Here is a 25,315-nt window from a genome sequence, read left to right as displayed (position 1 = left end):
TGTAGTTTTTTGTTTATAAGGCAATTTTGCTGCCTTTAGTTACATAGTTATCTGATTTTATTTATAAAGCGGAGTGGATGCTAATGAAGTACGAATAGTGGTTTAAAGTAAACTAAAAAGGCCGGCAGTTATGCTGGCATTTTTAGTTTACTTTTTTAATAGCTTTATTGTAAAACTCTCTTCACCGGATAGAACCCGGAGCAGGTATACCCCTGATGGCAGCTTGGTGAAGGGTAGTTCGTAATGTGTTATCCCTTGTTCAGGTTTTGCATTTATAATGGTAAGCAGCTCGCCCTGCAGGCTGTATAGTTTAAGGACTGCTACTGTGTGGCCGGGTACAGCTAACCTTACCGTCAGGTTGTTTTCTACCGGATTCGGGAAGGCCTGTACAGTAAAACCTGAGACAAAATGCTGATTACGGAGCGCTATGGTTTTGCTGTAGGTAGCAGTCCCGTCAAAGTCTGTCTGCTTTAGCCTGTAGTAGGCTGTACCCTGGGTAAAGGTTTCATCCACGAACGTATACTGGAGCTTGATAGAACTGGTACCGGCACCTTTTACACGAGCTATCTCTTTAAATACCTTTCCATCGGTGCTTTTTTCTATTGCAAAATAATCGTTCTGCAGTTCGGTGGCAGTAGTCCATGTAAGGCGGGCGCCCTCCGGCTGTGATGTGGCCGAAAACCGAACGAGCGTAACAGGTAAAGGCGTAATTCTGTCTGGCACTAACGTATAGTTAGCGGAACGCTGCGCTTTTATACCATAATCGTCGGAGGCAGTGAAGGTGAAAGAGGCCGGTGAACTATAGGTTGCTGCTTTTAGAAAATCCAGTGTTGCTGCCTCTGCCGGCGTCAGCACTTGGCCGGCCATAACAGGCTGTCCGTTCAGGGTTAGGGTGCCGGCGTTTCTGTGCGGAAGACTTAAGATGGTATAGCTGGTAATGCTGCCATCCGGGTCTGTTGCGTCCAAAGCAGCAATACGCTGGGCATTCGGGTTATCGGCCTCTACCGTAAAGGTTACGTCTTTTGTCTGGGGCGGACTGGTAACAGGTATGGTATAGGTAGCTGGAGCCGAAGTCGCATCCGCATTATCGATTGCGTTGAATGTAAACTGTGCACTGCCACTAAAGCCCGGTGTCGGCTCAAACGCAAAGCTGCCCAGCATACCGCTTTCGGTATTGTGCCGGTTTGTGCCGGCTACAGGAGAACCGTTCAAGTAGAGAGTACCTGCATCGGGTGGTGTTACGCTGCCTACAATATAACCTGTAACATAGCCATCTATGTCCGAGGCTGTGAGAGGTGGTAATGCTACTTGTGTTGCCGCTGCATTCGATACCGCAGGCAATACCCTGCTTTCGGTAACAGGAGCATTGTTGACCGGTACTATCTCGATATACAGGAAATAGGTTGCAACATCTGAAGTGACACCTTTATTGTCGGTGGCGGTATATGTAAAGGTTCTTAATATTTCGCTCTTACCGTTCTGGTCCGGGTTATAGTATAGTTTGTTGGTTGTGATAACATTGCCTGCCTGCAGCGCCGGAGAACCTGTTGGGCTTACAGATAAAGAGCCCGAAATCGGAACACTTGTGATGGTATACCGCACAATATCGCCGTCAAAGTCAATGGCGTTGAGCGGGTAGGGGAGCAGGTTATAGCTCTTACCCGACGAGATCATATTTGACGACACATTACGCGCAAGCGGAACCGCATTTACAGGGATATGATAGATCACAGCGCTGCTGCTCAGCATTCCATCCTTATTTATAGTTCTGTAAGCAAAGGTGGCGGTTCCGTAAAAGGTTGGCTCAGGAGTGAATGTAAGCTGGGTAATTTGTGCCGGGGTTAATTCCTGTCCGCTCAGCACTTCCGTGCCTGCTACAAAAAGTTTTCCCTGCACTCTGTCCGGCACACTTGTAATGCGGTATAGCTCCACATCAGCAGTTGTTTCAGGGGCAATGGCTATGAGCGGGTCAAGAGGTTGTGCCATTTGGTTATTAGAGATGAGGCGCGAATTGGTAACTATCGTATGGCTGACACCGCTTATAGTTGCTGTAACCGCTGTCCGCGGGCCTTCGCAACCGGCCGGGCTTACGGCAGCCACATAATACGTGGTAGTGGTGCTGAGCTCCGGGGTAATATAGGAAGCCGAAGTAGCGCCGTTTATTGGCACACCGCCCGCCTTTACCGCATACCATTTGTACGTGTAACCTGACGGTGCGCTGGCTCCCAATGTTACCGACCCAATGCCGGTACGTGCCCCATGTGTTACGGTGGGGGCGGCAGGCGGATTCTGTACCTGTATCCGGAAGATCCTGTTGCTCGCCTGCTGGTTACCACCATTCGATAACACGAGCCTGTAGTACCGGTTATGATCTGCTGCTGTAGCTGTAAATGTGTAAGAAAGGCTGGTAGCACCTGTTATATTGCTATAGTTTACACCGTTTGAGCTTACCTGCCATTGTCGTACATCGCTGTGCTGTGGAGGATCAGTAACTTCCAGGCTAACAACACCGCCCAGGCAAGCCTGCACATCCTGCGGCTGGTTACTCTGAGCTAATACAATTACTTTACTTAAAAATAAAAAACAGAACGCTAAGCTGCCTTTGCAGGCAGTAGTAAGTTGTTTTCTCATTTCAGCAAAAAAGGGGTTACAAATACAAACACTTTTTAATGGATGCCAGTGTTGAGTTTGGTTTTGGCATGCAGATAAAGGACAAGCGGAACAGCAGTTTTAATAGTTAATAGCACCTTTCTTATTATTGTATATAACATTTCGGATCAGTGTTTACACTATTATATTGATTAAATATAAAATTACAGATTTCAAATATATACCACATTTGTTATATATGAAAACCGAATCATATATAAATTGTTTGGAAATGATTAAAAAATGTAATTTCCTTTAGCTGAAAACCGGGAAAAAGGTATGTGTAATTAAATGACGCTGAGGATGATGCTGGAAGAGTTTCCGCCAAAACCTGCTGCATTAACCATCACCCGTTTAACCGAACCTGCAGGTGAAGCAACTATGGCCATGGTTGGATAAGGAAACGAATACTGTTTTAATTTTTCGGTGAGCTGGAGGAGATAAAGGGCAAACTGAATGCTTAGGGCACCGGATGCCCCAAGGGTATGGCCCAGTAAGTGTTTGTTGGTGATAACTGCCGGAAGATCGGCTCCGAAAACAGCCTGTATAGCATGCAGTTCTGCAGCATCGCCGGCTGCGGTACCAGGCGTATGCGTTATAACAGCATCAATTGCCGCATTCGGGTCAGGGAGTTGCTGCAGGGCATGGCGCATACTTTGCTGAAAGTTCAGACCTTCAGCAGAGATCCCTGTTTTACTTTGTATCGGTTCAAAACCAACGCCAATGCTTTCCACAACTATAGTTCCGGGGCTGAGTTCGCTTTCGTGTACCAGTTCGAGGGCGAAAACAGCGGCACCTTCGCCCAGCACAAACGTGTTTTGCTTTGCAGTAGCATAAGGCTGGCAGGGGAAAGGCTGGTCGTATAGTTTAGAGTAAATACCCACCGCTTTCATCTGGGCAATGGTAAAATCGGTAAGTGGAGCCTCGGTGCCGCCGGCTAAAAACCGCTTAGCCATTCCTGCTTTTAACCAGGCTGCGGCATTGGCTACAGCCATTAAAGCAGTGCTGCAAGTTATGGAATGACTTATCTGTGCGCCACCAGCATTTACAGCATGCGCCACCCAACTCGACAGGTTGCCCAGCGTGGTAGTAGGAGAGGCTCCGGAGGACAGTTTTTCCTGCTGAAAGTTGGTGTAATGCTGCTCCAGTAAACCCGTTGCCCCGCGCGATGATCCGATATTAACCCCAAGGTCATGGTCTATAGTTGACTGTTGCAACCAGCCTGCCTGCTCTGCGGCCTGCTGTGCCGCGTACACTGCCATCAGCACGGAGCGATCGAGGTGTTTATAGTTGGGATTACTTTGCAGGAGGAGCTGTAATTGGGCTTCTGCCTCCGGTGGAAGTGCAGCAACAGGCGTAGGTTTACCCTGATGAACTATAGTTTTGAAAGCAGGTTTGCCGGAACTATAGCTTTGTGCTATAGATTGCGCATCGTGACCCAATGGAGATATGGCCCCGCTGCCTTTTATGACGATATGTTGCTTTTCTGCTTTCAAACTTGTGCAACAGGTCTGAACCGTTGGTTAAAAAGATTTAACAGATTTATATGATTATGTCTGAATCTGGATGTTAGGTATAAGCGGATAACTGGGACTCAAATTCAGCAAACTTAACTATAGCAATCAGCAATTAACGATCAGCAATTAATGCCTGCATGCCTCTTATAGTTTGATATACTTTATCGAGCTGCGCATCCGTAATGCAGTAGGGCGGAATGATATAGATGATATTGCCCAATGGCCGCAGGATAACACCTTGTTCCAATGCGTAATTGTAAAACAGGTCTCGTAAGTTGCTGAAGTATGAGGTGCTTTCATCGGCAAATTCGATGGCCAGTATCGTTCCGCGCTGCCTTACTTCCTTTATGCCTTGCAGGGGTTTCAATTCTTCAGCAAAAGCCTGGTGACTGGTGGTAATGCGTTCTAAGTTTTGCTGTGTTTGGGGGCTGGTAGTTAATTCCAGACTGGCAATACCTGCCGCGCAAGCAACCGGGTTGGCGGTGTAACTGTGGCCGTGGAAAAGCGTTCTGCCTTTATCATCTGCCAGAAAAGCCTCGTAAATTTTGTCGTTGCAGGTTGTAACGCCCAGCGCCATCGTGCCACCGGTCAGGCCTTTCGAGAGGCAAACCATATCTGGTTTGTTTTGCAGATAATGACTGGCGAAAAGTTTACCGGTACGCCCGAAACCAGTCATCACTTCGTCGGCTATAGTTAGAATGTTATGCTGCTGGCAGATCGCAAGAAGCTGATCCAGTACTTCCGGTTCGTACATCACCATCCCAGCGGTGCCTAAAACCAGCGGTTCGTAAATAAAGGCAGCAACGTCTCCTGCAATTGCCAAAGCTTCAAGCTGCGCTATAGTTTCCGCTTCGTTTCCGGCAACAGGTACATCTATAAAATCAACCTCAAATAAATACGACCAGAAAGGCGCGGTAAACGCACTTCGGCTGCTCACGGCCATGGCCCCAAACGTATCGCCGTGGTAAGAATCCCGGAAAGCAATGATCTTCTTTTTGGTAGTGCCCAGATTAGCCCAGTACTGTATCGCCATTTTAAGCGCCACTTCTACCGCCGTAGAGCCGTTATCAGAATAAAATACCTTGCTTTGGCCTTCGGGTAGAATCTTCAGTAAACCTTCGGCCAGCTCCACAGCAGGTTGGTGCGTGAAGCCGGCAAAGATCACATGCTCCAGTGTTTTCAACTGTGCTGCTACTTTTTCAGCGATGTGAGGATGCGCATGCCCGTGCAGGTTTACCCACCACGAGGCTACGGCATCAATATATTCCTTTCCATCCTCGGCAAACAGAAGCGCACCTTCGCCGCGAACTATAGCAATTGGCAAAGCAGCTGTTTTCATCTGCGTGTATGGGTGCCAGATGATCTGTTGGTCGCGTTCGGCTAAGCTCATAAATAATTAATTAGAAAGTAAATAACTGTTTTGTAGAGTTTTAGCGATAGGCTGTTTTGCTTGGTGTTACAGGTAGGGTACAAAGTCTTTCGCGTACCCGGCAATCGTTTCCGGGCAGAAATCAGCTTCCTGGCGGATAGATGGCAGGCGGCGGAGGCCAGTGTATTTTATGATAAAATCTTCGGTAGAGCTGTTTTCTTCGCCGTTAAAAATGATGCCTGCCACTGGTACTTTCCGGTAACGCAGTACTTCTGCAGTTAGCAGGGTGTGGTTGATACTACCTAAATAATTGCGCGAAACCAGTACCACTTCCAGGCCCAGTTGCTGTACCAGATCCAGGATGAGGTAGCGCTTGTTCAGGGGGACCATCAGGCCGCCGGCACCTTCCACGATCAGGTTGTTGCTGGTTTTGGGTAAGGTAATGCCAAGCACATCAATTTCGCGGCCTTCGGCAGCGGCGGCTTTATGCGGCGAAGCAGCCATTTTAAGGCGGTAGGCTTCCGGGTGAAAAACAGAAACAGGGTTAGAAACCAGGCTGCGCACCGTGTCTGTATCTGTAAAATCAAGTCCGCCGGCTTGCACTGGTTTCCAGTAGTCGGCTTGCAGGGCTTCGGTTAAAATAGCAGCGGCGACGGTTTTCCCTACTTCCGTTCCGATGCCTGTCACAAAATAGCGTTTCATAAGTGGTTGGCTATGGCCTGCACGAGGCCCACAATTTCTTCTTCAGTATTATAAGCGTGCACAATTACACGTAATCTCTCTTTTCCTTTTGGTACTGTCGGCGACATGACCGGGCGCACATCAAAACCCTGCTGCTGTAAGCTCTGGGCCAGCGGCTTTAACTGGGCAGCATCCTCTGTAAAAACAGAAAGTATCACACTATCCGCAGGCGTACAACGGATTCCTTTTATCGTATTTAGCTGTTCGTATAGTTGAGCAGCTAACTGTTTTACCCTTTCCCGTTCGGGCTGTAATTGTGGCAGCAAACTATAAGCACATTTCAAGGCCAGCAGGGCATGCGTTGGCAAACCCGTAGTATAGATAAAGGCCCGGCTATAGTTTACCAGAAACTCTCGCAGCACCTTCGGGCCAACTATAGCAGCCCCATGGCTGCCCATCGCTTTACCGTAAGTAATAACCTGTGCAAAAACCTTGTCCTGTAAGCCTAATGCTATAGTTAATCCTTCACCATTCGTGCCATACAAACCCACGGCATGGGCTTCGTCAACTATAAGGGCGGCATTATGTTCTTCGCAAACTATAGCTAACTCCTGTAAAGGAGCCTTATCGCCATCCATCGAATAAACAGACTCAACTACTACATAGATCTGACCTGTTGCCAGTTTCAGTTTCTGTCGCAGGTCGGCTACATCATTGTGCCTGAAACTATAGCTTTTGGCAAAGCTCAGGCGCAGGCCGTCTTTCATGGAGGCGTGGCTGGCTTCGTCGTAAAACACGGTGTCGCCACGCTGCGGCAGTGCCGATAGCAAGCCCACATTCGCCATGTAACCGGAATTAAACAGCAGCGCCGATTCACCTTTATGGAAAGCTGCAACTATAGTTTCCAGTTCTTCGAAAAGCGGGTGGTTACCTGATAAAAGCCGGGAGCCGGTTGATCCCAAAGGCAGATGTCTATAGTTGCTTTCTTCCGTCTGAATTAACTCCCGCAGCTTCTCTGATCGGGCAAGCCCCAGGTAGTCGTTAGAGCAAAAGTCGACAAGGCCGGTGGTGGTTTTAAGCGTGCGCAGGTTGCCCTGCGCTGCCCGTTCCGCCAGCTTTTGCTGCAATTTGTTTAAGACGCTAGACATTGGATATTAGAACTTAGACTCTTGTAAGAAGATTGAGATAAATAAAATCTAACATCTAATATCTAGCATCCAGATACTAACAAACGTGCTGTGTTTCTTCTTTGAATGATTTTCTTGGATTCAAGCCCAGTAGTTCGAACATGGCTTTGTCCTGATCGAAATCCGGGTTAGGAGTGGTTAACAGTTTCTCGCCTGTAAAAATGGAGTTAGCACCAGCCAGGAAGCAAAGTGCCTGCTCGGTTACGCTCATGCGCTCACGGCCAGCCGACAGGCGAACCATGGTTTTAGGCATTAAAATTCGGGCAGTCGCGATCATGCGCACCATTTCCCAAACCGTAACCAATGGCTGATTCTCCAGAGGAGTCCCTTTAACTGGAACCAGTGCATTTACCGGAACAGATTCAGGGTGCTGTACTAATGTAGACAGCGTATGCAACATTCCAATACGGTCTTCGTCGGTCTCACCTAAGCCGATAATACCGCCAGAGCAAACCGAGATACCCGCTTTGCGCACGTTCTCGATGGTATCCAGACGGTCGTCGTAAGTACGGGTGGTAATGATGTTGCTATAGTTCTCTTCGGATGTGTCGAGGTTGTGGTTATAGGCATAGAGGCCGGCTTCTTTCAGCTTTTCGGCCTGGTACTCGTTTACCATACCAAGGGTACAGCAAACTTCAAGGCCCATTTCGTTTACGCCTTTTACCATGTCCAGCACCTTATCGAAATCGCGGTTATCGCGCACTTCGCGCCAGGCAGCGCCCATACAGAAACGGGTAGAACCACCATCTTTTGCACGCTGTGCGGCAGTTAAAACCTGCTCCTGGCTTAGCAGCTTATGTACATCTACACCGGTATGGAAACGGGCAGCCTGCGGGCAATAAGAGCAATCTTCAGGGCAACCGCCGGTCTTCACCGAAAGCAGGGTACATACCTGTACTTCACCGGTGGCCTGGTATTTTTTGTGTACTTCTGCAGCTTGTACGATCAGCTCCAGTACAGGCTTGTAGTAAATGGCTTTTATCTCATCCAGCGTCCAGTCGGTGCGGATGTCTGCGTTATTGGCTATCAGAGTCATAATAATACAGGTTTAGGCTGCTAAGGTAAATCGGAGAATCAGGAATTAAAAATGCAATGTAGCAGGTAATTTCAAAGATTTATGCTTATAGCCCCGTAGCTTCTGTGGTAAACTATAGTTGATCAGGCTTGTTTTAGCGGGTGTGTAAATGCCACTTTCCAGAAAAGTACTGCAAATACTATAAAGATACCGCCCGCTACCCAGTATGCCGGAGCATCGGGGGTAGCAAAGGCTGCCTTTAGCAGCGCCAGACCTGCCACTACAAAATGTACGAGGTTACCCATTGCCACCGGCCTGCTGTACACTCCGCCGATCAGGTTGCCTTTGGCCATCCAGTTCAGCATCGCAAAGCCCATGTAAACAGCTCCCAACAGTTGCAGCATCATAGCAGATGTGCCTGCTGGCTGTTCGCCGGCGTAGACCAGAATCTCTTCCGGTAAAAAAGAGAATAACAGGCCGGAGGCACCTAACCAAAAGGCACTGGCAGCCATTAAAAGACGTGTGTTCATCGTTGTATCGTTTATATGTATAAAATCAAATATAGTCAGGTTTTATTAAAATTTAACTACCCTTCAGAAAATTGGCTAAAATCATGATGACCGGATGAACTATACTGATACACTTATAGTTAAGCTGAGAAAAATTGACGGCATGAATAGCCGGTAGTCTCATGTGAAGTTGATTTATAGTTTGTATGGTAAAACTCTCTACCCAATTTACCCGCTTTTTCTGGAGTGCTATAGTTGCTGTGTTGCTGGTAGCCACAAAGGCTTATCCGCAGGTAAGTCTTCATCCTTATTTATCCAGTTATTCCCAGAATTTTGACGGACTGCCTGCCTCCGGTTCAGGCACCTGGGAGCATAACACGCAGTACTTTCCCGGTTGGTACCTTTTCCGGACGGTTCCAACCACAACAACCATAACTGCAGGCACAGGCTCTTCTAACTATGGCGGCTTGTATAGTTATGGCTTAGAGAAGAGTTCCGACCGTGCATTAGGCTCAATTGCGTCTGCCACCAGTACGGTTGGTGAATTTGCCTGGGGATTGCTGATTCAGAACAACACAGGCCATACCATTACATCTTTGAATGTAAACTATACAGGTGAGCAGTGGAGGAGTGCCAGACCCGCTACCCCGCAGCATATGTTATCTTTCTGGTATGCTACCGGGGCTGATCCGACTTCGTTTAACCTTTCTCCCAAATCTGATGCAGGCTGGACGAATGTGAAGGAGCTAAATTTTCTGGGCCCGGTCTTTTATGCAACCGGAGGACCTTTAAACGGAAATGCACCGGCTAACCGAAAGCAGGTTTCCGCAACGATACAAGTACATGTACTACCCGGGCATTATGTGATGCTGCGCTGGAAAGACCTTGATGAATTTGAAAACGACCACGGCTTGGCTATTGATGATTTCAGCATGACCTGGACGACCAATGCGCCTACCGATCCTACTCCGCTGCCTGTAGAATTAGTGTCGTTCTCGGCCCGGCAGATCAACCAGCAGGTGCAGCTGAACTGGGCTACCGCTTCGGAGAAGGATAACAGCCATTTTATAGTAGAGCGAAGCATTACCGGGAAAGAGTTTGCAGCCGTCGCAACTATAGAAGGCAAAGGCACCAGCGCACTTCCGTCTAACTATAGATTTACCGATGAGCAGCCTGTAAGCGGAACAGCTTTTTACCGGCTTAAGCAAGTGGATTACGATGGCACCTATAGTTACTCAAAAGTTGTAGCTGTGCACGTTAAGGCCCTGACCAAAGCCCTGCTTTACCCAACTATAGCGACCAGTATTTTAAATTTAGACCTGCCCGAGCAAAGTAATACCATCACCATTTACGATTTTGCCGGCCGGCTCATTTATCACGAACCCGTTCCTTTCCAAGCTAGAAAACACACTTTGGTTGTAAGTCATTTAAAAGCCGGAAACTATAGTTTGCTCCTTTGTAATACAAAAGGGGAGCGACAGACACTCCGGTTTGTAAAGCGATAAACAACCTCATACCAAACAAAAAAGGCAGCTGTTTCAGCTGCCTTTTTTGTTTTATTTACGTTTCGTTTCGTTATACCGAGAAGCTGTCGCCACACCCGCAGGTACGGCTGGCGTTAGGGTTATTAAAAAAGAAACCTTTACCGTTCAACCCGTCTGAAAAATCGAGCTCTGTGCCGGCCAGGTACAGGAAGCTTTTCATGTCAACCACTACTTTCACACCCTTGTCTTCAAACTCCTGGTCCATCGGTCTTACTTCGTCGTCAAAGTCGAGTTGGTAGGACAGGCCTGAGCAGCCACCGCCTGCAACAGATGCGCGCAAACGGAAGGTATCGTCTAACTGAGCGTCCTGCTTCAGTTTTACAACTTTCTCTTTTGCTTTATCTGATACTGTTATCATAACTATAGTTCTTTAAGATACCGGGTTCATTACAACACTAAAAACAGTGATAGTGTTCATGTCGCGGCCAAAGTATAATTTATCGAGCGCTTCGTACATGTTTCGGGCCCTGAAGTAAGAAGTGTTCAGCTCCTTATCGCTCCTGGCCATCCACTGCACGGTGTAAGAGCTCTCTTTGTCGCGGTAGTTCTGCACATACTCCAGCATTTTGCGGAGCACATCCACTCTGTCGTAACCGGTTTCGGTGTGGAACAGGAACGACTGGTTGTGGCGCGGGTTTACCGTGATCAGATCCAGACGGGTTTTGTTATCCATCTGGCGGAATTCAAAAAGCAGACTGCTGCCGCTCATACCGAGGTGGCTCTCAATCTGCTTCTGAATGCGTGCACTTTCTACATGCACATCTGTTCTTGACTCCATCGAGTCTCTTTCTTAGTGGTGAGACTTAGGCAGCTCAAGAGCTGGTAAACCGTTCTTTACTCTGTAGTCGTTGATAGCAGATTTAATAGCATCCTCAGCTAACACAGAGCAGTGAATTTTTACCGGAGGCAATGCCAGTTCTTCCACAATGTCCATGTTATCGATAGCCAGTGCCTCGTCAACAGTTTTACCTTTCAGCCACTCCGTAGCCAGCGACGAAGAAGCAATTGCAGAACCACAACCGAACGTCTTGAACTTCGCATCTGTGATTACCTGGTTCTCGTCTACTTCAATCTGAAGGCGCATTACGTCGCCGCACTCAGGCGCACCTACAAGGCCAGTACCCACATTGTTCTTCGCCTTATCAAGCGTACCAACGTTGCGTGGGTTGTTATAATGATCAATTACTTTATCTGAATAAGCCATAGCTAATTTAAATTACGAATTATTAATTACTAATTATGAATTGAAGCAAGAACCACGAATCATTATTAATTCGTAATTCTTAATTCGTCATTATTAATGTTCTGCCCACTCAATTGAGTTCAGGTCGATACCTTCTTTGTACATCTCCCATAGCGGAGACATTTCACGAAGTTTGGCAACTGCTTCTTTCACGTGGTCTATCGCGTAGTCTACTTCCTCGTCGGTAGTAAAGCGGCTGAAACCGAAACGCAGCGAAGAGTGTGCCAGGTCATCGCTCAGTCCCAACGCTTTTAATACGTAAGATGGCTCCAAAGATGCTGATGTACAGGCAGATCCGGAAGAAACAGCGATGTCTTTCACACCCATCATCAGGCCTTCGCCTTCTACATATTTAAAAGAGATGTTGGTTACGTGTGGCAGACGGTGCTCCGTAGAACCATTCACGTAAGACTCCTCTATCGTTAAAAGCTCACGCTCTAAACGGTCGCGCATGGCAGAGATACGGGCGGTATCAGCTTCCATGTCCTGCTTCGCGATCTCGGCAGCTTTGCCAAGGCCAACAATACCAGGAACGTTCAACGTACCGGAACGCATACCACGCTCGTGTCCGCCACCGTCCATCTGGGCAGTAACTTTAACGCGTGGGTTTTTACGGCGCACATACAGGGCACCAACACCCTTAGGGCCGTACATTTTGTGGCCCGAGAAAGCCATCAGGTCGATGCCATCTGCTTCTACATCCACCGGTATTTTACCTACCGCCTGCGTAGCATCTGTAAAGAACAGGATACCATGCTTTTTAGCGATAGCAGAGATTTCCTTAATTGGCTGGATCACGCCTACTTCGTTGTTGGCATACATGATCGAGATCAGGATGGTCTTATCGGTGATCGCTTCTTCCAGCTGCTTCAGATCGATAAGGCCTTTGTCGTTTACAGGCAGGTATGTAACCTTACCGCCTATTTTTTCGATGTGCTTACAGGTATCCAGCACCGCTTTGTGCTCGGTAGTAGCTGTAATGATGTGGTTACCCTTAGAGGCATACATTTCGAATACACCTTTGATAGCCAGGTTGTCGGACTCGGTAGCCCCTGACGTGAAGATGATCTCTTTCGGGTTGCAGTTGATAAGCGAAGCGATCTGCTCGCGGGCATAGTCAACGGCTTCTTCAGCATGCCAGCCAAATGCGTGGTTACGCGAAGCAGCGTTACCAAACTTGTTGGTCAGGTAAGGCATCATGGCATCCAGTACACGTGGGTCCAGCGGTGTAGTGGCATTGTTATCTAAATATATCGGAAATGTTAGCATAGCACTTTTAATATCTTTTTACTCTGCTACCATAACAGTTGGCAGAATTGTTTAGTTTTGATTCGGTGCAAAAATACGAAATTTTACTTACTTAGACTAATTACAAATTCAAAATGAAGAAGGTTGAACATATTGGTATAGCCGTAAAAAATTTTAGCGAAGCAAATGCCCTGTACTATAAATTGCTGGGCGCAGAACCGTATAAAACAGAGTATGTGGACTCGGAGGGCGTAAACACCTCGTTCTTTAAAGTAGGCGACACCAAAATAGAGCTGCTGGAAGCCACCAACCCGGACAGTGCCATAGCTAAATTTATAGAGAAGCGCGGTGAAGGCATCCATCACATAGCATTTGAAGTAGAAGATATTATAGCCGAGATGGAACGCCTGAAACAGGAAGGATTTACGTTGCTGAACGAGCAACCCAAAAAAGGCGCTGATAATAAACTGGTTTGCTTTGTGCACCCCAAAAGTGCCAATGGCGTATTGGTAGAACTGACACAGGAAATAAAATAAATTGTTGAATTGCTGGATTGTTAAATTGTTAACCCACTTATAGTTAAACTATCGCAATTCAGCAATTAAGCCATTTAACAATTTAACAACTATAAAACGATGAAAGAGCTGGTAAGAGAAGTGCAGGCAGCGGAGGAGGAACTGCTGATGGGCAATGTGATCCTGTACCCGACCGATACAGTGTGGGGGATAGGTTGCGATGCCACCGATACCAAGGCTGTTCAGAAAATATTTAAGATAAAGGAGCGGGACGAAGCAAAGGCCCTGATCATACTGGTAGCAGACGAAAAAATGCTGGCCGAATATGTAGAGGAAGTGCCGGAGACATTCTTAAAGCTTCTGAAAGAGCAGGAAAGGCCCACAACGTATATTTTTCCGAAGGCAAAGAACCTTCCCGAGCACCTGATAGCAGAGGATGGAAGTGTAGCCATCCGGATAGTAAAAGATGAGTTCTGCCACCGCCTGATCCGGCAGATAGACCATCCGCTGGTATCTACATCGGCTAACCTGAGCGGTGGTAAATCGCCGGCCACCTTTGCCGAGATAGAAGAAGAGCTAAAGAAACGCGTAGACCACGTGGTACGCTGGCGACAGGACGAAACCGAGGCTGCCCAACCTTCCCGGATCATTAAGATAACCGAAAGCGGCGATACCGAAACTATAAGGGAGTAACTATAGACAGATTGACAAAGGACTAATTGACAAAAGACTATAGTTTTTCATAAAGCTTTCTTTTGTCCTTTGTCCAATTGTCTTTTGTCTAAAATAAAATGCTTTCGAGATAATATTTTAATTTTGTGCCCCAGGTGTAACAAACCGCCTGGGGTTTTACTTTTTTGATGGAAACTATAAAACTGCCGGATAATCCTGTTTTTGATGTGGTGGCTGCTGCGGCAGCGGAGCTTGGGGTAGATGCCTACGTAATAGGTGGTTTTGTACGCGACCTGGTACTGAAAAGGCCCTCAAAGGATATTGACGTGGTTTGCATTGGGGACGGCATTGCGCTGGCAGAACTGGTTTCTAAAAAAATGGTGCACAAGCCAAAAGTTTCGGTTTTCAAGAATTTTGGGACAGCTATGCTCCGCTCCGGCGACTGGGAAGTAGAATTTGTAGGCGCCCGCAAAGAATCTTATCGCGAACACTCGCGCAAACCCGAAGTAGAACAAGGCACTCTGGACGATGACCTGAAACGCCGCGACTTTACGATAAATGCTCTGGGCATCAGCCTGAACAAGGTAAACTATGGCGAGCTGATAGATGAGTTTGACGGCCTGAAGGACATGAAGCGTAAAATCATCCGCACGCCTTTGGAGCCCGGCATTACGTTTTCAGATGACCCGCTACGTATGATGCGTGCCATTCGCTTTGCTACACAGCTTGGCTTTGACATAGATCCCGATACGTTTGATGCTATAGTTGACAACAAGGAGCGCATTAAAATAGTATCGCAGGAGCGGATAACAGATGAACTGAACAAGATCATACTGGCACCAACCCCGAGTTACGGTTTTAAACTGTTGTTCACGTCCGGCCTGCTGCACCTGATTTTCCCGAAAATGGTAGAACTGCAGGGCGTGGAGACAAAGAACGGTAATTCGCATAAAGATAATTTTTACCACACCCTGCAGGTGCTGGATAACGTAGCCGAGGTATCAGATGACCTGTGGCTGCGCTGGGCCGCTATTCTGCACGACATTGCCAAACCGGATACCAAACGTTACCACCCAAAAGCCGGCTGGACCTTTCATGGTCACGAGGACCGTGGTGCGCGCATGGTACCCAAGTTGTTTAAGGATCTGAAACTGCCCCTGAACGAGCACATGAAGTTTGTGCAGAAACTGGTAAAACTGCATCTGCGCCCGATTGCGCTGGTAAAAGATACTGTTACCGATTCCGCCATCAGAAGGCTGTTGTTTGAAACCGGCGATGACATAGATGCCCTGATGAAACTGTGCCGCGCCGACATCACCTCCAAAAACGACAGCAAAGTAAAGCGCTACCTGCAGAACTTTGATAAGGTAGAAAAGCGCCTGGTGGAAGTGGAAGAAAGTGACAAACTGCGCAATTTCCAGCCTGTAATTACCGGCGAGATCATCATGGAGACCTTTGAACTGAAGCCTTCGAAAACAGTTGGGGAGTTGAAAGAGATGTTAACTGAAGCGATACTGGAAGGAAAAGTGAAGAACGAGTTTGAAGAGGCCTATAGTTACCTGTTGCAGAAAGGCGAACAAAAAGGACTAACTATAGCCAGGAACATGCTGGCTTAAAAAGAAAATCTGCGTTGGCCCCTTTTGATAAAGGAGCCCCGCAGATTCATCAAACAACTAAACACAAGGGTGATGTACTTTTGTAACGTGTAAACAGGTACTTCAATTATAGTTTTATTTTGTATTACTAAGTGTGGCAGGAGCGGGCTAAACTATAAGCAGTTTAGCCCGCTTTTATTTTGTTAAGGGTGAAGTAAAGGTTTATTTTCTTTTCACCTTGCTGGCTCCGTTGGCATCTACCTGGGTGCTTTTCGGGTTACCACTGTAGGTAATGTTGCTGGCTCCGGAAGCATCGGCGCGCAGGCTGTTGCTGGCAAATACAGAAGCTACCGTCATACCGCTGGCCTCTATCACTACATGTTTTGCCTGTAAGTTTTCGGCATTAATGCTGCAGGCGCCGGCGGCTTCAACCTCAAATCTGTCGGCGGTACCGGTAAAGCGTGTGCTCGAGGCACCGGCAATATCGGCGCGTATTACGTTGGCACGGGCCTGTACAGCAGCTTCGGTCGCCCCGCTCAGCTCCATCACCAGTTCGTCGGTATTAATTCCGATAATGTCGGCTTTGATGGCTCCGCTCAGTTCCAGCGCTTTCAGGTCCGGAACCGTGATCATGATCAGAACCGGGTCCGCATCGTCAAAAAGGTTGAAGGCTTTTCGGTTGGAAGTGATCTCCAGTTCTCCGTTTCTGCTTTCCACATCCATACGTTTGATCTCGCTGTTGTCGCCCTGCACGCGCACACTGTGGCGGTTGCCCTGTCTGATCTGTACGTGGTAAGGCCCACCTATACTGATGCGGTCGAAGTCAGCTACCTGGAACGATCGGCTGTTGTCGCCATAAGAGTCCGGGTCGTTCAGTACACTTTCCTTATCGGCGATGTAAGCAGCGCCAAACGAGCCATCATTATTCAAATCACCGCCAGGCTCCTCGGTATCTAAAGTATCGCTTGCACAGGTAATACACTCCAGCATATCGCCTTTTGCACGCCATGTGTTGCGCACAATTTTGTCGTACCCATAGTCTTTGTCGAAAGTAGCGTTTGGCAGCAGGTAAACAAACTCACGTGTCAGGCGGAACGGCTTGTCTTTTGGTAATCTTAGTATGATGTTCAGGTCCTGAGAACGGAAGCTGGCACCTTCTTTAAAATCAAAGCTGTCGTCGAAGCGCAGGGTAGAGTCCAGTTGTACCACGCGGTAAGAAATCATGCGGGCATTCTGCTTAGCCTCTTCTTCGGTGCGGCCTTTGGCTTCTATCTGCTGTATTATTTCTATGTTCTGGCCATTATGCTCACGTACATCAATGTAAAGGTTATCATAGTCCACATCCATGTCGTAGGCGTCGAGGGTGGTGATACCTGCGGCAGGAACGGTTTTAGTTATCGTTATTTCGCCACTGCGTTTAAAATTACCGCTGAAGGAGACGATTGAGGCGATCATAACTATAAGTGCAAATATCCAGACACCGAAGAGAGACCAGCCAACTGTTGGGCGCATCAGAAAACGTTTTGCTAATAAGCCAATAGCCAGCAGTATCAGGAAAAGTAAAGGAATAAGGCCTACAATAAGACCAGCCACCAATCCGAGCCTGGGAAAGCCATTTAACCACACCGAGGAGTTGAAAGGACCCATCTCTACCATGCTGGAGCTATCCAGCCAGCCCATGGATGCAAAGAAAGCGCTGAACAGACCAGCTGTTAACCCTACAGAGATCAGAAGCAGCAGTAAACCAGCTGCCACGCGGATAAGCGCTACCAGGAAACCAAGTACAGGACCCAGTGCTTTTCCCATCCAGTTAATGATCTGGGATACAAGGCGGATCGGAAGTAGGATGATTTTAGCTAATGGGCTTTCCTCGCCGTTATGGTCCTTCATGTTCAGGCTGTCTTTGAGGGTTTGCTCAATACCAGCCAGTGTTACCGGGTTGCCCTGCATCTGCATGCGCTCGGTTAGCGTTACCGCTTCGGGTACCGCTATCCAGAGCACAATGTAAAGTATCAGACCAAAGCCACCCAGGAACAGCGATACCAGGAACAAGATGCGCACTACGGCTACATCTACACCAAAATACTTGGCTATACCGCTGGCAACACCGCCAAGCTTTTTGTCTTCGGGGTCACGAAACAGTTTCTTTACAGTTGTGTCAGGCAGCTCAGTACTTTCGGGCATGGCTATCCACAACACGATGTAAAGGATAACCGCAGCCATGGCAGAGATACCCGCAGAAAGCACGCCCAGCACCAGGAACAGGATGAAGAAAAGACGGATCCAAACGACATCGATGTTCAGGTAATTGGCTATACCAGCGCACACGCCACTGATAACTTTGCGGTTAATGTCGCGGAACAGTCTTTTCGTGCCCGGCACTGCATACGCTGCCGAAGCTGCACCAGCACCAGCTCCTGTCGAGCTATAGTTTGGAATTTCTTCCTCTACCGGTTCTTCTATCTCAAACTCAGTAACATTACCCATACGGCCGATCAGGTACTGCACATCTTCCTGTGTTATTACCTGTTTAACCGGAGAAAGCCGTGCAGAAAAGATCTCGGCGATACGCAGCTCAATATCAGCAACTATCTCTTCGTGCCCTTCATAGTTTGAAAAGTACGTGCGGATAGAAGCCAAATACCTGCTCAGCTGCTCATAGCCATCTTCTTCTATATAAAAGATGATGCCTTGTAAGTTGATGCTTATATTCTTTTTCATGACTGTTGTGCTTTCTTGTTTTGAATGATGAATTCGGTAGATTCAACCAGTTCGCCCCAGGTTGCGCGGAGCTGTTCCAGAAACTCTTTACCGGTGTCGGTGAGGGTGTAGTACTTGCGGGGCGGCCCCGATGTGGACTCTACCCAGGTGTAGTCGAGAAGTGCTGCGTTCTTAAGGCGGGTTAGCAACGGGTAAAGGGTTCCCTCCACTACGATCATTTTGGCTGCTGTGAGCTCTTCCAGCATGTCGGACGCATATACTTCACCACGAGAGATAATCTCCAGGATGCAGAATTCCAGAATTCCCTTCCGCATCTGCACTTGTGTGTTTTCTACTTTCATGATGATGGGGTTATAATGTTGAAGCAAAGATAATATAAGGTACTATGTAAAACAAGGTACTGTTAAAAAATATTACGAAACTTTTTATAGCAGGTTTTGCAGATGGGGCGTTTTTATACTTTAAAGTTGTATTTTTGACTAAAAAATATATTTTTAAGAAATACAACTTATTGGCCGGATGTCGTGTTAGAGGTGAAATGTAGCCCGTAATGGGCTTAAATCCCGGCTGATATTCATGTAAATTTTGCGATTGGTCTATGCACAAATCTACCCTTAAGTGCCTGCTGGCCGTGTTGTTTCTTGTTTCCTGCTTTCCGGCAATGGCACAGGTATCAGCACCTAAGTACAGCAACGAGTTTCTGAATGTAGGAGTAGGGGCCCGCGCCATTGGTATGGGCAATGTACAGGTAGCTGTAACCAACGACGCTACTTCCGGCTACTGGAACCCCGCCGGCCTGCTGCGCCTGCCCGATAAGTATAACATCGCCCTGATGCACTCGGAGTTGTTTGCCGGTATCGCCAAAAATGATTTCGGAAGTTTTGCCATGCCGATAGATACCAACAGCGCACTGGCTGTATCGGTCATTCGCCTCGGTGTGGACGACATAGCTGACACCCGCCGTCTGCAGAACGAGTTCGGCCATATCCAGTACGATAGTATTAGGTTCTTTTCGGTGGCTGATTATGCTGTTCTTCTGTCGTATGCCCGCAGGAGTAACCTGATCGAGGGCTTGCAGTTAGGTGCCAGTGCCAAGATCATTTACCGCAACGTAGGTGATTTTGCCAATGCCTGGGGCTTTGGAATAGATGCCGGTGCCCAGCTGCAGCGCGGCGACTGGCAATTCGGCCTGATGGCCCGGGATATCACGACCACGTTTACTGCCTGGACGCATAACGTAGAGGAATTGGAAGAAGCCTACGAACAGACCGGCAACGATCTGCCCGAAAATACCGCTGAACTTACCCTACCGCGCCTTATAGTTGGTGCTGCCAGGAATTTTGTTATAAACGATAAGTTCTCAGCACTGGTATCAGCCGATGTGGACATGACTTTTGACGGCAAGCGGAATGTGCTGCTCAAATCTGATCTTGTGTCAGTCGATCCGCATGTAGGTGTTGAACTGACCTACGCCAAATCAGTTTTTGTGCGTGGCGGCCTCAGCAATTACCAGCAAACCACCCGTTTCGACGGCAGCAAAGCATCACAAATACAACCCAATTTCGGGGTTGGCTTCGTCTCCAACGGCTTTTACCTGGATCTTGCCCTTTCGCGCATGAGCGATCGGGAGAAGAATTCCATCTCAAATGCCAATACGTCTTCGGTTATCATCTCCATGGGTTATTCTTTCAGATAAGCTTTACTAACCATGCGTTTCCCAGCATCTTTTTCCTATTTATCTCTTCTGTTCTTCCTGCTGGCCGGGACAACAGTGCAGGCGCAGGCTACCTTTGGCAACGAGTGGATAAACTACGAGCAGACGTACCACAAAATAAAGGTAACCCAGACTGGTATACACCAACTCGATTATGCCTACCTGAGCCAGTTAGGCCTTGCCGATGTAAACCCTCAGAACCTGCAACTGTTCCGTCGTGGAAAGGAAGTGGCAATTTATGTGGCCGGTGAGCAGGATGGAAAACTGGATACCCAGGATTACCTCGAGTTTTACGGCGAGCGGAACGACGGCGCACTGGACAGGGAGTTGTATAAAAATCCTGCACTTCAGCCGCATAAACTCTATAGTTTATATACTGACACAGCATCGTATTTCCTGACTGTAGCACCGACAAAGGGAAAGCGGATGGTGCATAATAACCCGGCTGTGAATGGTAAAACACCGGAGCCTTACCACCTGCAGCGATCCCTGTTTATGAACACAGACCGCTTCTATCGTGGTAAGTCTTACGCTGATAACAGGATGCCCTGGCTGGATGAAGGGGAAGGATATTTCTCTAATACTTCCCGTAATCTCAGAAACTATCCCAATGCTACGACTACTTACATTCACGGATCTGGCCCTGTTACTAATATAGAAAATACGGGACCGAAGCCGAAATTAGAGTATGTGGTAGGTACCTGGCAACAGGCTATCCATCCTTTTGTAGTTAATTTAGTAGTTGGCAGCACTACAAAACTGCTGAAGCGTTTCAATATTTATGGGGATAGCTTCGCAAAAGAAAATACTACGATAGAGTTTACAGATATTGCAGCTAATGGGCAGGTTACTATTCAAACACTCCCTGATAAGCTTTATACACCGGAAGGTAAGGAGATTGAGACAAATCAGGTTAGTTTCGGTTATGCTAAAATTATATACCCACAGCGCACCGTTTTTCCGTCTACGCAGAACCAGCTCATTTTTTATACAGATTCTACCAGATCAGCAACGCCTTACTTTGAACTTGTGGGAGCGCCAGCAACAAGCGTAGCTTTTGATGTAACAGATCCTTATAACGTTATCCGGATTGTAGGCTATACAAATGGCACAAACAAAGGCTTTGTTATTGATAATAATGTAATTACCCGGACAGTACTGGTAGCAAATACAGCTAAACCTATTAAACCTGTAGGTTATCAGAAAGGTATCCGCTTCCGTAATATTACGCCATCGGCACATAATTATATAATATTAACCAATAAGAGGCTGATGAAGAAAGTGCTCGGGTCAGCCTATAGAGCTCCGGAGGAATATGCAGCTTACCGGGCTTCGCAGGCAGGAGGTGGCTACGACACGCTATTGGTCCACATGGATCAGGTGATAGATCAGTTCCACTACGGCGAGTTCTCGGTGAATGCAATACGAAAAATGATGTCGTATATGCAGACCTCAACCAGGCCAAAAACACTGTTTATTCTGGGCAAAGGGCTGATGTATGGAGCGGACGATTATCAGACCATCTATGGCAGTGGAAAGTTCAGTTATTACCATGTTGGCGCACGCTATAATAAAGTGCATGAAGTTGACCTGGTACCAACAGGAATAGCGCCTGTTTCAGATATCTTCTTTACCGCTGATTTCAGGAACGGAGAATATGTACCAGCTATACCAACGGGCAGGCTCCCGGCAACAAAGGCAGAGGATATCATACATTATCTGAATAAGGTCGTTTCACATGAATCGTTACCTGACGGATTACCCTGGCGGAAAAATATCTTACAGTTAGGAGGAGGTAAGCAGATAGGGGAAATAAGTGAGCTTACAGGCTACCTCGAAAAGTATGGACGAATCGCGAAAGGTCCTTACTTTGGCGCGAACATCATTGAGAAGTATAGAAAGAATGTAAGCCAGTCAACGGAAACGATAAATGTAGCTACAGAGGTGAATGCAGGTGTGTCGTTAATGACATTTTTTGGCCATAGTTCCTCCAGTACCAGCGACCTGGATGTCGGATCGGTTTCGAGTCCTGCAAATGGGTATAATAACAAGGATAAATACCCGGTTATCCTGATGAATGGATGTGGGACAGGCAATGCTTTTATTCCTAATAACCGTTCGTTTGGCGAAGACTGGCTCAATACTCCGGAGAAAGGGGCTATCGCTTTCATTGCACATGCAGAGTCTGGCTATCCTTCTGTTCTTGATTATTACTCAACTGCCTTTTACAAAACGGCATTTAATGACCTCGAATACTTTGGTAAAACCATCGGGGAGATACAACAGCAAACTATAAGGGAGGTATTGAGTACCAGAAGCTCTGATCTTGTAATTGCCATGGTGCTGGAAATGGTACTGCAGGGCGACCCGGCAATAAGATTTTACGCACCTTCTAAGCCTGATTATGTAGCTATTGAAAATGAAGCTGATGTGGTAAGTGCGGTAGAAGGGGAGATTCTGACGGCTTCAGCTGAGCAGTTTAATATAGTGCTAAGTGCTGGTAACTGGGGTAAAGCCATAACAGACTCTGTTACAGTATCTGTTAAGCGCACATTAGCTGATAATACTGAATTAGAACCGGTTAAAGTTAAAGTGGCCCCGATCATGTACCGCGAAAAGCTTATTATACCAATTGATAACAGGGGAGTAGCAGCGCGGGGCATGAACAAATTTGAAGTAACACTGGATGGTGATTTTGCAATAGATGAGCTGGACGAGATGAATAACGTCGCTCATATTCAGCACTTTTTCCCAGCATCTGGTATAGTAGCGCTTACACCTGCCAACTATAGTATAGTTAACAGCAAAAATGTGAAGGTAGTTGTTCAGACAACTATAGTGGAGGACAGCCGCCAGGGCTTTTACCTGGAAGTGGATACGACACAGCATTTTAATAGTAAGCTGAAAAAAGGTTTTTCACAACCGAGCAGCTTGCTACCGACCTGGGATCTTAACCTGGCTTCCTTAGGTGATCTGCCGGACAGTACAGTGTATTACTGGCGTGTACGCTTTCAGGAGTATAGCGTAGGAGAAGATACATTATATGCTACCAACTCTTTCCGCGTGATAGATGGTGCAAAGGGTGGATGGTCCCAAAGCCATGCCGGACAGTTTCGGGGAGCACAACTGAATGCGCTTGCCTTGCAGGATAAAATGCCGCACTGGACGTTCAGTACAATTAAAAACGATATAGAGATCAGGACAACTGGTGGCGCAAACCAATTTAAAACACCCGGGCACAATCTTGTAATAGAGGGCCGGCCTATGCTCCATATGGGTTGTAGTAACCCTGCCGGTAGCTCTACGCCCCGCCTGATCATGGTCGTGATTGATAACAAAACATTAAAGCTGGTTGAAAACATTGTTCCAGCTTACGCCTGCTCTGCTGAACCTTATATGTATGACTTCGGTGACCTGCGTACAGCTGCAAACCGTGCGAAACTGGAGACGTTTATTAATGCAGTGCCAGCGGATTATTATGTGTTGGCGATCAGCGTAAACAATGTTCCTTTCAATGATTTTACGGCAACACAAAAAGCTGCATTAGGCAAAATCGGATCTTCGCTTATAAGCACCCTTAAAACAGGCGACCCATTTGCTATAGTTGGCCGTAAAGGAGCTGCGCCGGGAGAGGCTGATGAAACCACTGCTACAGATAAATCAGTTCCATTTAACCAGCAGGAAATAGCCTTAAAAACAAGAGTACTCTCCAACCAGGATGCCGGTGAGATTACTTCTACTTTGATAGGGCCGGCGCTGACTTGGGGAACGCTGCACCATAACATTGAAAAGTACGAGGAAGGCAATGATGCTTATAGTTTGAGCGTGATCGGGGTGGATGCGGACGGAAACCAGACGACACTGGCAGAATCGGTTACGGCCAAAGCATTTGACTTGTCAACGATCGATGCAGCGGCTTATCCTTACCTGCAGTTAAAGGCATCCCTGTCAGATGCTACAGACCGTTCGGCACCACAGCTGAAGCAGTGGCTGGTGTACTACGATGCTGCACCTGAAGGTGTGATACGGCCGGACCTGGTGGAGGTGAGCGAAGCCATACTGACCGAACAGGCAAACAAAGGCAAGATCACGTTGCCAATGATTTTCCAGAACATTACGCCATTTGCTTTCCGCGATTCGCTGGCAGTGGACGTGACCGTTACCGGAGATGGCATACAACCGATTCAGAAAATACTGAAGCTGGCGCCATTGGCGGGCAACGCAAATGCAACTTTTAATTTTGAGCTTAATACGCTGGCCCTGGACGGAACTTATAAGATTACCCTATATGTGAATCCGCGGTTGCAGCCAGAGCAGAATTACTTTAATAACATCTATGTGGTGCCGTTTAAGGTGAAAAGCAAGCTGCACCCGATTATGGATGTAGCCTTTGATGGCGTGCACATTATGGATGGAGAACTGATCTCGCCAAGCCCGGTAGTCAGCGTTACTGTTAAGGATGAGAACCGGTATGCCTTCCTGGAAGATGCAAGTGGTATGTCGGTGGTGCTTATAGATCAAACAGGTATTCAAACCGAGCTTTCGCTGGATAAAACATCGGAATCAGTAGAGCATGTAGAGGTGTTCCCGGCGACTGATAAAAGTGATTTCAGAGTTGAGTTCAAGCCTAAAACCTTGTCGGATGGCCGGTATACGATGGAGATCCGTGCCAAAGACGTGGCTGGTAAGCAGTCCGGACTTTCGCCTTACCGCATCAATTTTGAAGTAGAGAACCGTTCTTCAATCACAAACTTCTATCCGTTCCCGAACCCGTTCTCAACCAAAACACAGTTTATCTTTACCCTGACCGGCGCCGTTATCCCGGACCATATCAAGATCCAGATCCTGACGGTAACCGGAAAGGTAGTGAAAGAGATCATGAAAGAGGAACTGGGGCCACTGCGCATCGGTAATAACAAAACGGAGTATGCTTGGGATGGAACTGATATGTACGGCGACAGACTGGCTAATGGCGTGTACCTGTACCGCGTGGTAGTGAGCCAGAGCAATGAGCCGATGTACCACAAACAGAAATTCGGAGACAAGGCTTTCAAGAACGGCTACGGAAAGATCTACATCCTGCGTTAAGTTAAGCTAACTATAAAACAGAAAAGGAGCAGCACTATAGTTGCTCCT

Annotated in this window: 19 protein-coding genes; 6 read left to right on the top strand and 13 right to left on the bottom strand. The window is 47.4% G+C overall.

Annotation, left to right across the window (positions count from 1 at the left end):
* Window positions 1-147: 147 nt before the first annotated feature.
* The 7 genes from H7F15_RS13685 to H7F15_RS13655 form a co-directional block, all read right to left on the bottom strand.
* Complete coding sequence (locus tag H7F15_RS13685) at window positions 148-2,631, bottom strand: T9SS type A sorting domain-containing protein (protein WP_185197541.1); 2,484 nt, start codon at window positions 2,629-2,631, stop codon at window positions 148-150.
* Between the two features lie 305 nt (window positions 2,632-2,936).
* Complete coding sequence (locus H7F15_RS13680; protein WP_185197540.1) at window positions 2,937-4,145, bottom strand: beta-ketoacyl synthase N-terminal-like domain-containing protein; 1,209 nt, start codon at window positions 4,143-4,145, stop codon at window positions 2,937-2,939.
* A gap of 133 nt (window positions 4,146-4,278) precedes the next feature.
* Complete coding sequence (gene bioA / locus H7F15_RS13675; RefSeq protein ID WP_185197539.1) at window positions 4,279-5,556, bottom strand: adenosylmethionine--8-amino-7-oxononanoate transaminase; 1,278 nt, start codon at window positions 5,554-5,556, stop codon at window positions 4,279-4,281.
* Window positions 5,557-5,622: 66 nt separating this feature from the next.
* Entirely contained in the window at window positions 5,623-6,237 is a 615-nt protein-coding gene (bioD, locus tag H7F15_RS13670; protein ID WP_185197538.1) for a dethiobiotin synthase, read from the bottom strand.
* A complete protein-coding gene (locus tag H7F15_RS13665; protein WP_185197537.1) occupies window positions 6,234-7,364 on the bottom strand; it encodes an 8-amino-7-oxononanoate synthase in 1,131 nt (376 codons plus the stop codon). The genes bioD and H7F15_RS13665 overlap by 4 nt, the downstream gene beginning before the upstream one ends.
* Before the next feature lie 76 nt (window positions 7,365-7,440).
* Complete coding sequence (bioB, locus tag H7F15_RS13660; RefSeq protein ID WP_185197536.1) at window positions 7,441-8,439, bottom strand: biotin synthase BioB; 999 nt, start codon at window positions 8,437-8,439, stop codon at window positions 7,441-7,443.
* Window positions 8,440-8,561: 122 nt separating this feature from the next.
* Window positions 8,562-8,948: a hypothetical protein gene (locus tag H7F15_RS13655; protein ID WP_185197535.1), complete on the bottom strand. Its 387-nt coding sequence runs from the start codon at window positions 8,946-8,948 to the stop codon at window positions 8,562-8,564.
* A gap of 185 nt (window positions 8,949-9,133) precedes the next feature.
* Here H7F15_RS13655 and H7F15_RS13650 point away from each other — a divergent pair, with 185 nt between their 5' ends.
* Window positions 9,134-10,432, top strand: a complete 1,299-nt coding sequence (locus H7F15_RS13650) for a T9SS type A sorting domain-containing protein (protein WP_185197534.1) — start codon at window positions 9,134-9,136, stop codon at window positions 10,430-10,432.
* A gap of 70 nt (window positions 10,433-10,502) precedes the next feature.
* On the opposite strand, the gene H7F15_RS13645 is transcribed toward H7F15_RS13650, so the two are convergent.
* The 4 genes from H7F15_RS13645 to H7F15_RS13630 all read right to left on the bottom strand — a co-directional run bounded on the left by H7F15_RS13645 (window position 10,503) and on the right by H7F15_RS13630 (window position 12,983).
* On the bottom strand, window positions 10,503-10,829 hold the full coding sequence (locus H7F15_RS13645) for an iron-sulfur cluster assembly accessory protein (protein ID WP_185197533.1): 327 nt from the start codon (window positions 10,827-10,829) through the stop codon (window positions 10,503-10,505).
* 12 nt (window positions 10,830-10,841) lie between these two features.
* Window positions 10,842-11,249 carry a hypothetical protein gene (locus tag H7F15_RS13640; RefSeq protein WP_185197532.1) on the bottom strand — a complete coding sequence of 136 codons (408 nt, stop codon included), beginning with the start codon at window positions 11,247-11,249 and terminating at the stop codon, window positions 10,842-10,844.
* Window positions 11,250-11,261: 12 nt separating this feature from the next.
* A complete protein-coding gene (gene iscU / locus H7F15_RS13635; RefSeq protein WP_185197531.1) occupies window positions 11,262-11,675 on the bottom strand; it encodes a Fe-S cluster assembly scaffold IscU in 414 nt (137 codons plus the stop codon).
* 93 nt (window positions 11,676-11,768) lie between these two features.
* Entirely contained in the window at window positions 11,769-12,983 is a 1,215-nt protein-coding gene (locus tag H7F15_RS13630) for an IscS subfamily cysteine desulfurase (protein ID WP_185197530.1), read from the bottom strand.
* 113 nt (window positions 12,984-13,096) lie between these two features.
* Between H7F15_RS13630 and mce the strand changes: the two genes are divergently transcribed.
* The 3 genes from mce to H7F15_RS13615 all read left to right on the top strand — a co-directional run bounded on the left by mce (window position 13,097) and on the right by H7F15_RS13615 (window position 15,765).
* Window positions 13,097-13,498 carry a methylmalonyl-CoA epimerase gene (gene mce / locus H7F15_RS13625; protein WP_185197529.1) on the top strand — a complete coding sequence of 134 codons (402 nt, stop codon included), beginning with the start codon at window positions 13,097-13,099 and terminating at the stop codon, window positions 13,496-13,498.
* A 99-nt stretch (window positions 13,499-13,597) separates the two neighbouring features.
* Window positions 13,598-14,170, top strand: coding sequence for an L-threonylcarbamoyladenylate synthase (locus H7F15_RS13620; protein WP_185197528.1), 573 nt, complete (start codon window positions 13,598-13,600; stop codon window positions 14,168-14,170).
* Window positions 14,171-14,337: 167 nt separating this feature from the next.
* Window positions 14,338-15,765 carry a CCA tRNA nucleotidyltransferase gene (locus H7F15_RS13615; RefSeq protein ID WP_185197527.1) on the top strand — a complete coding sequence of 476 codons (1,428 nt, stop codon included), beginning with the start codon at window positions 14,338-14,340 and terminating at the stop codon, window positions 15,763-15,765.
* 201 nt (window positions 15,766-15,966) lie between these two features.
* Here the strand turns inward: H7F15_RS13615 and H7F15_RS13610 are convergent, their stop codons facing one another.
* Window positions 15,967-18,465: a GIN domain-containing protein gene (locus tag H7F15_RS13610; RefSeq protein WP_185197526.1), complete on the bottom strand. Its 2,499-nt coding sequence runs from the start codon at window positions 18,463-18,465 to the stop codon at window positions 15,967-15,969.
* The gene (locus tag H7F15_RS13605) at window positions 18,462-18,806 is read right to left on the bottom strand and encodes a PadR family transcriptional regulator (protein WP_185197525.1); all 345 of its coding nucleotides are present in this window, start codon (window positions 18,804-18,806) and stop codon (window positions 18,462-18,464) included. Before H7F15_RS13605 ends, H7F15_RS13610 begins: the two co-directional genes overlap by 4 nt.
* 257 nt (window positions 18,807-19,063) lie before the next feature.
* Here H7F15_RS13605 and H7F15_RS13600 point away from each other — a divergent pair, with 257 nt between their 5' ends.
* Together H7F15_RS13600 and H7F15_RS13595 are read left to right on the top strand one after the other, a co-directional pair.
* Window positions 19,064-20,161, top strand: coding sequence for a PorV/PorQ family protein (locus H7F15_RS13600; RefSeq protein WP_185197524.1), 1,098 nt, complete (start codon window positions 19,064-19,066; stop codon window positions 20,159-20,161).
* 12 nt (window positions 20,162-20,173) lie between these two features.
* The gene (locus H7F15_RS13595) at window positions 20,174-25,267 is read left to right on the top strand and encodes a C25 family cysteine peptidase (RefSeq protein ID WP_185197523.1); all 5,094 of its coding nucleotides are present in this window, start codon (window positions 20,174-20,176) and stop codon (window positions 25,265-25,267) included.
* Window positions 25,268-25,315: the final 48 nt, after the last annotated feature.

This window comes from Pontibacter sp. Tf4, assembly GCF_014212495.1.
Taxonomy (GTDB): Bacteria; Bacteroidota; Bacteroidia; order Cytophagales; family Hymenobacteraceae; genus Pontibacter.
The sequence above is the reverse complement of the archived record's forward strand: the minus strand, read 5'-3'. Positions and strand labels throughout refer to the sequence as shown.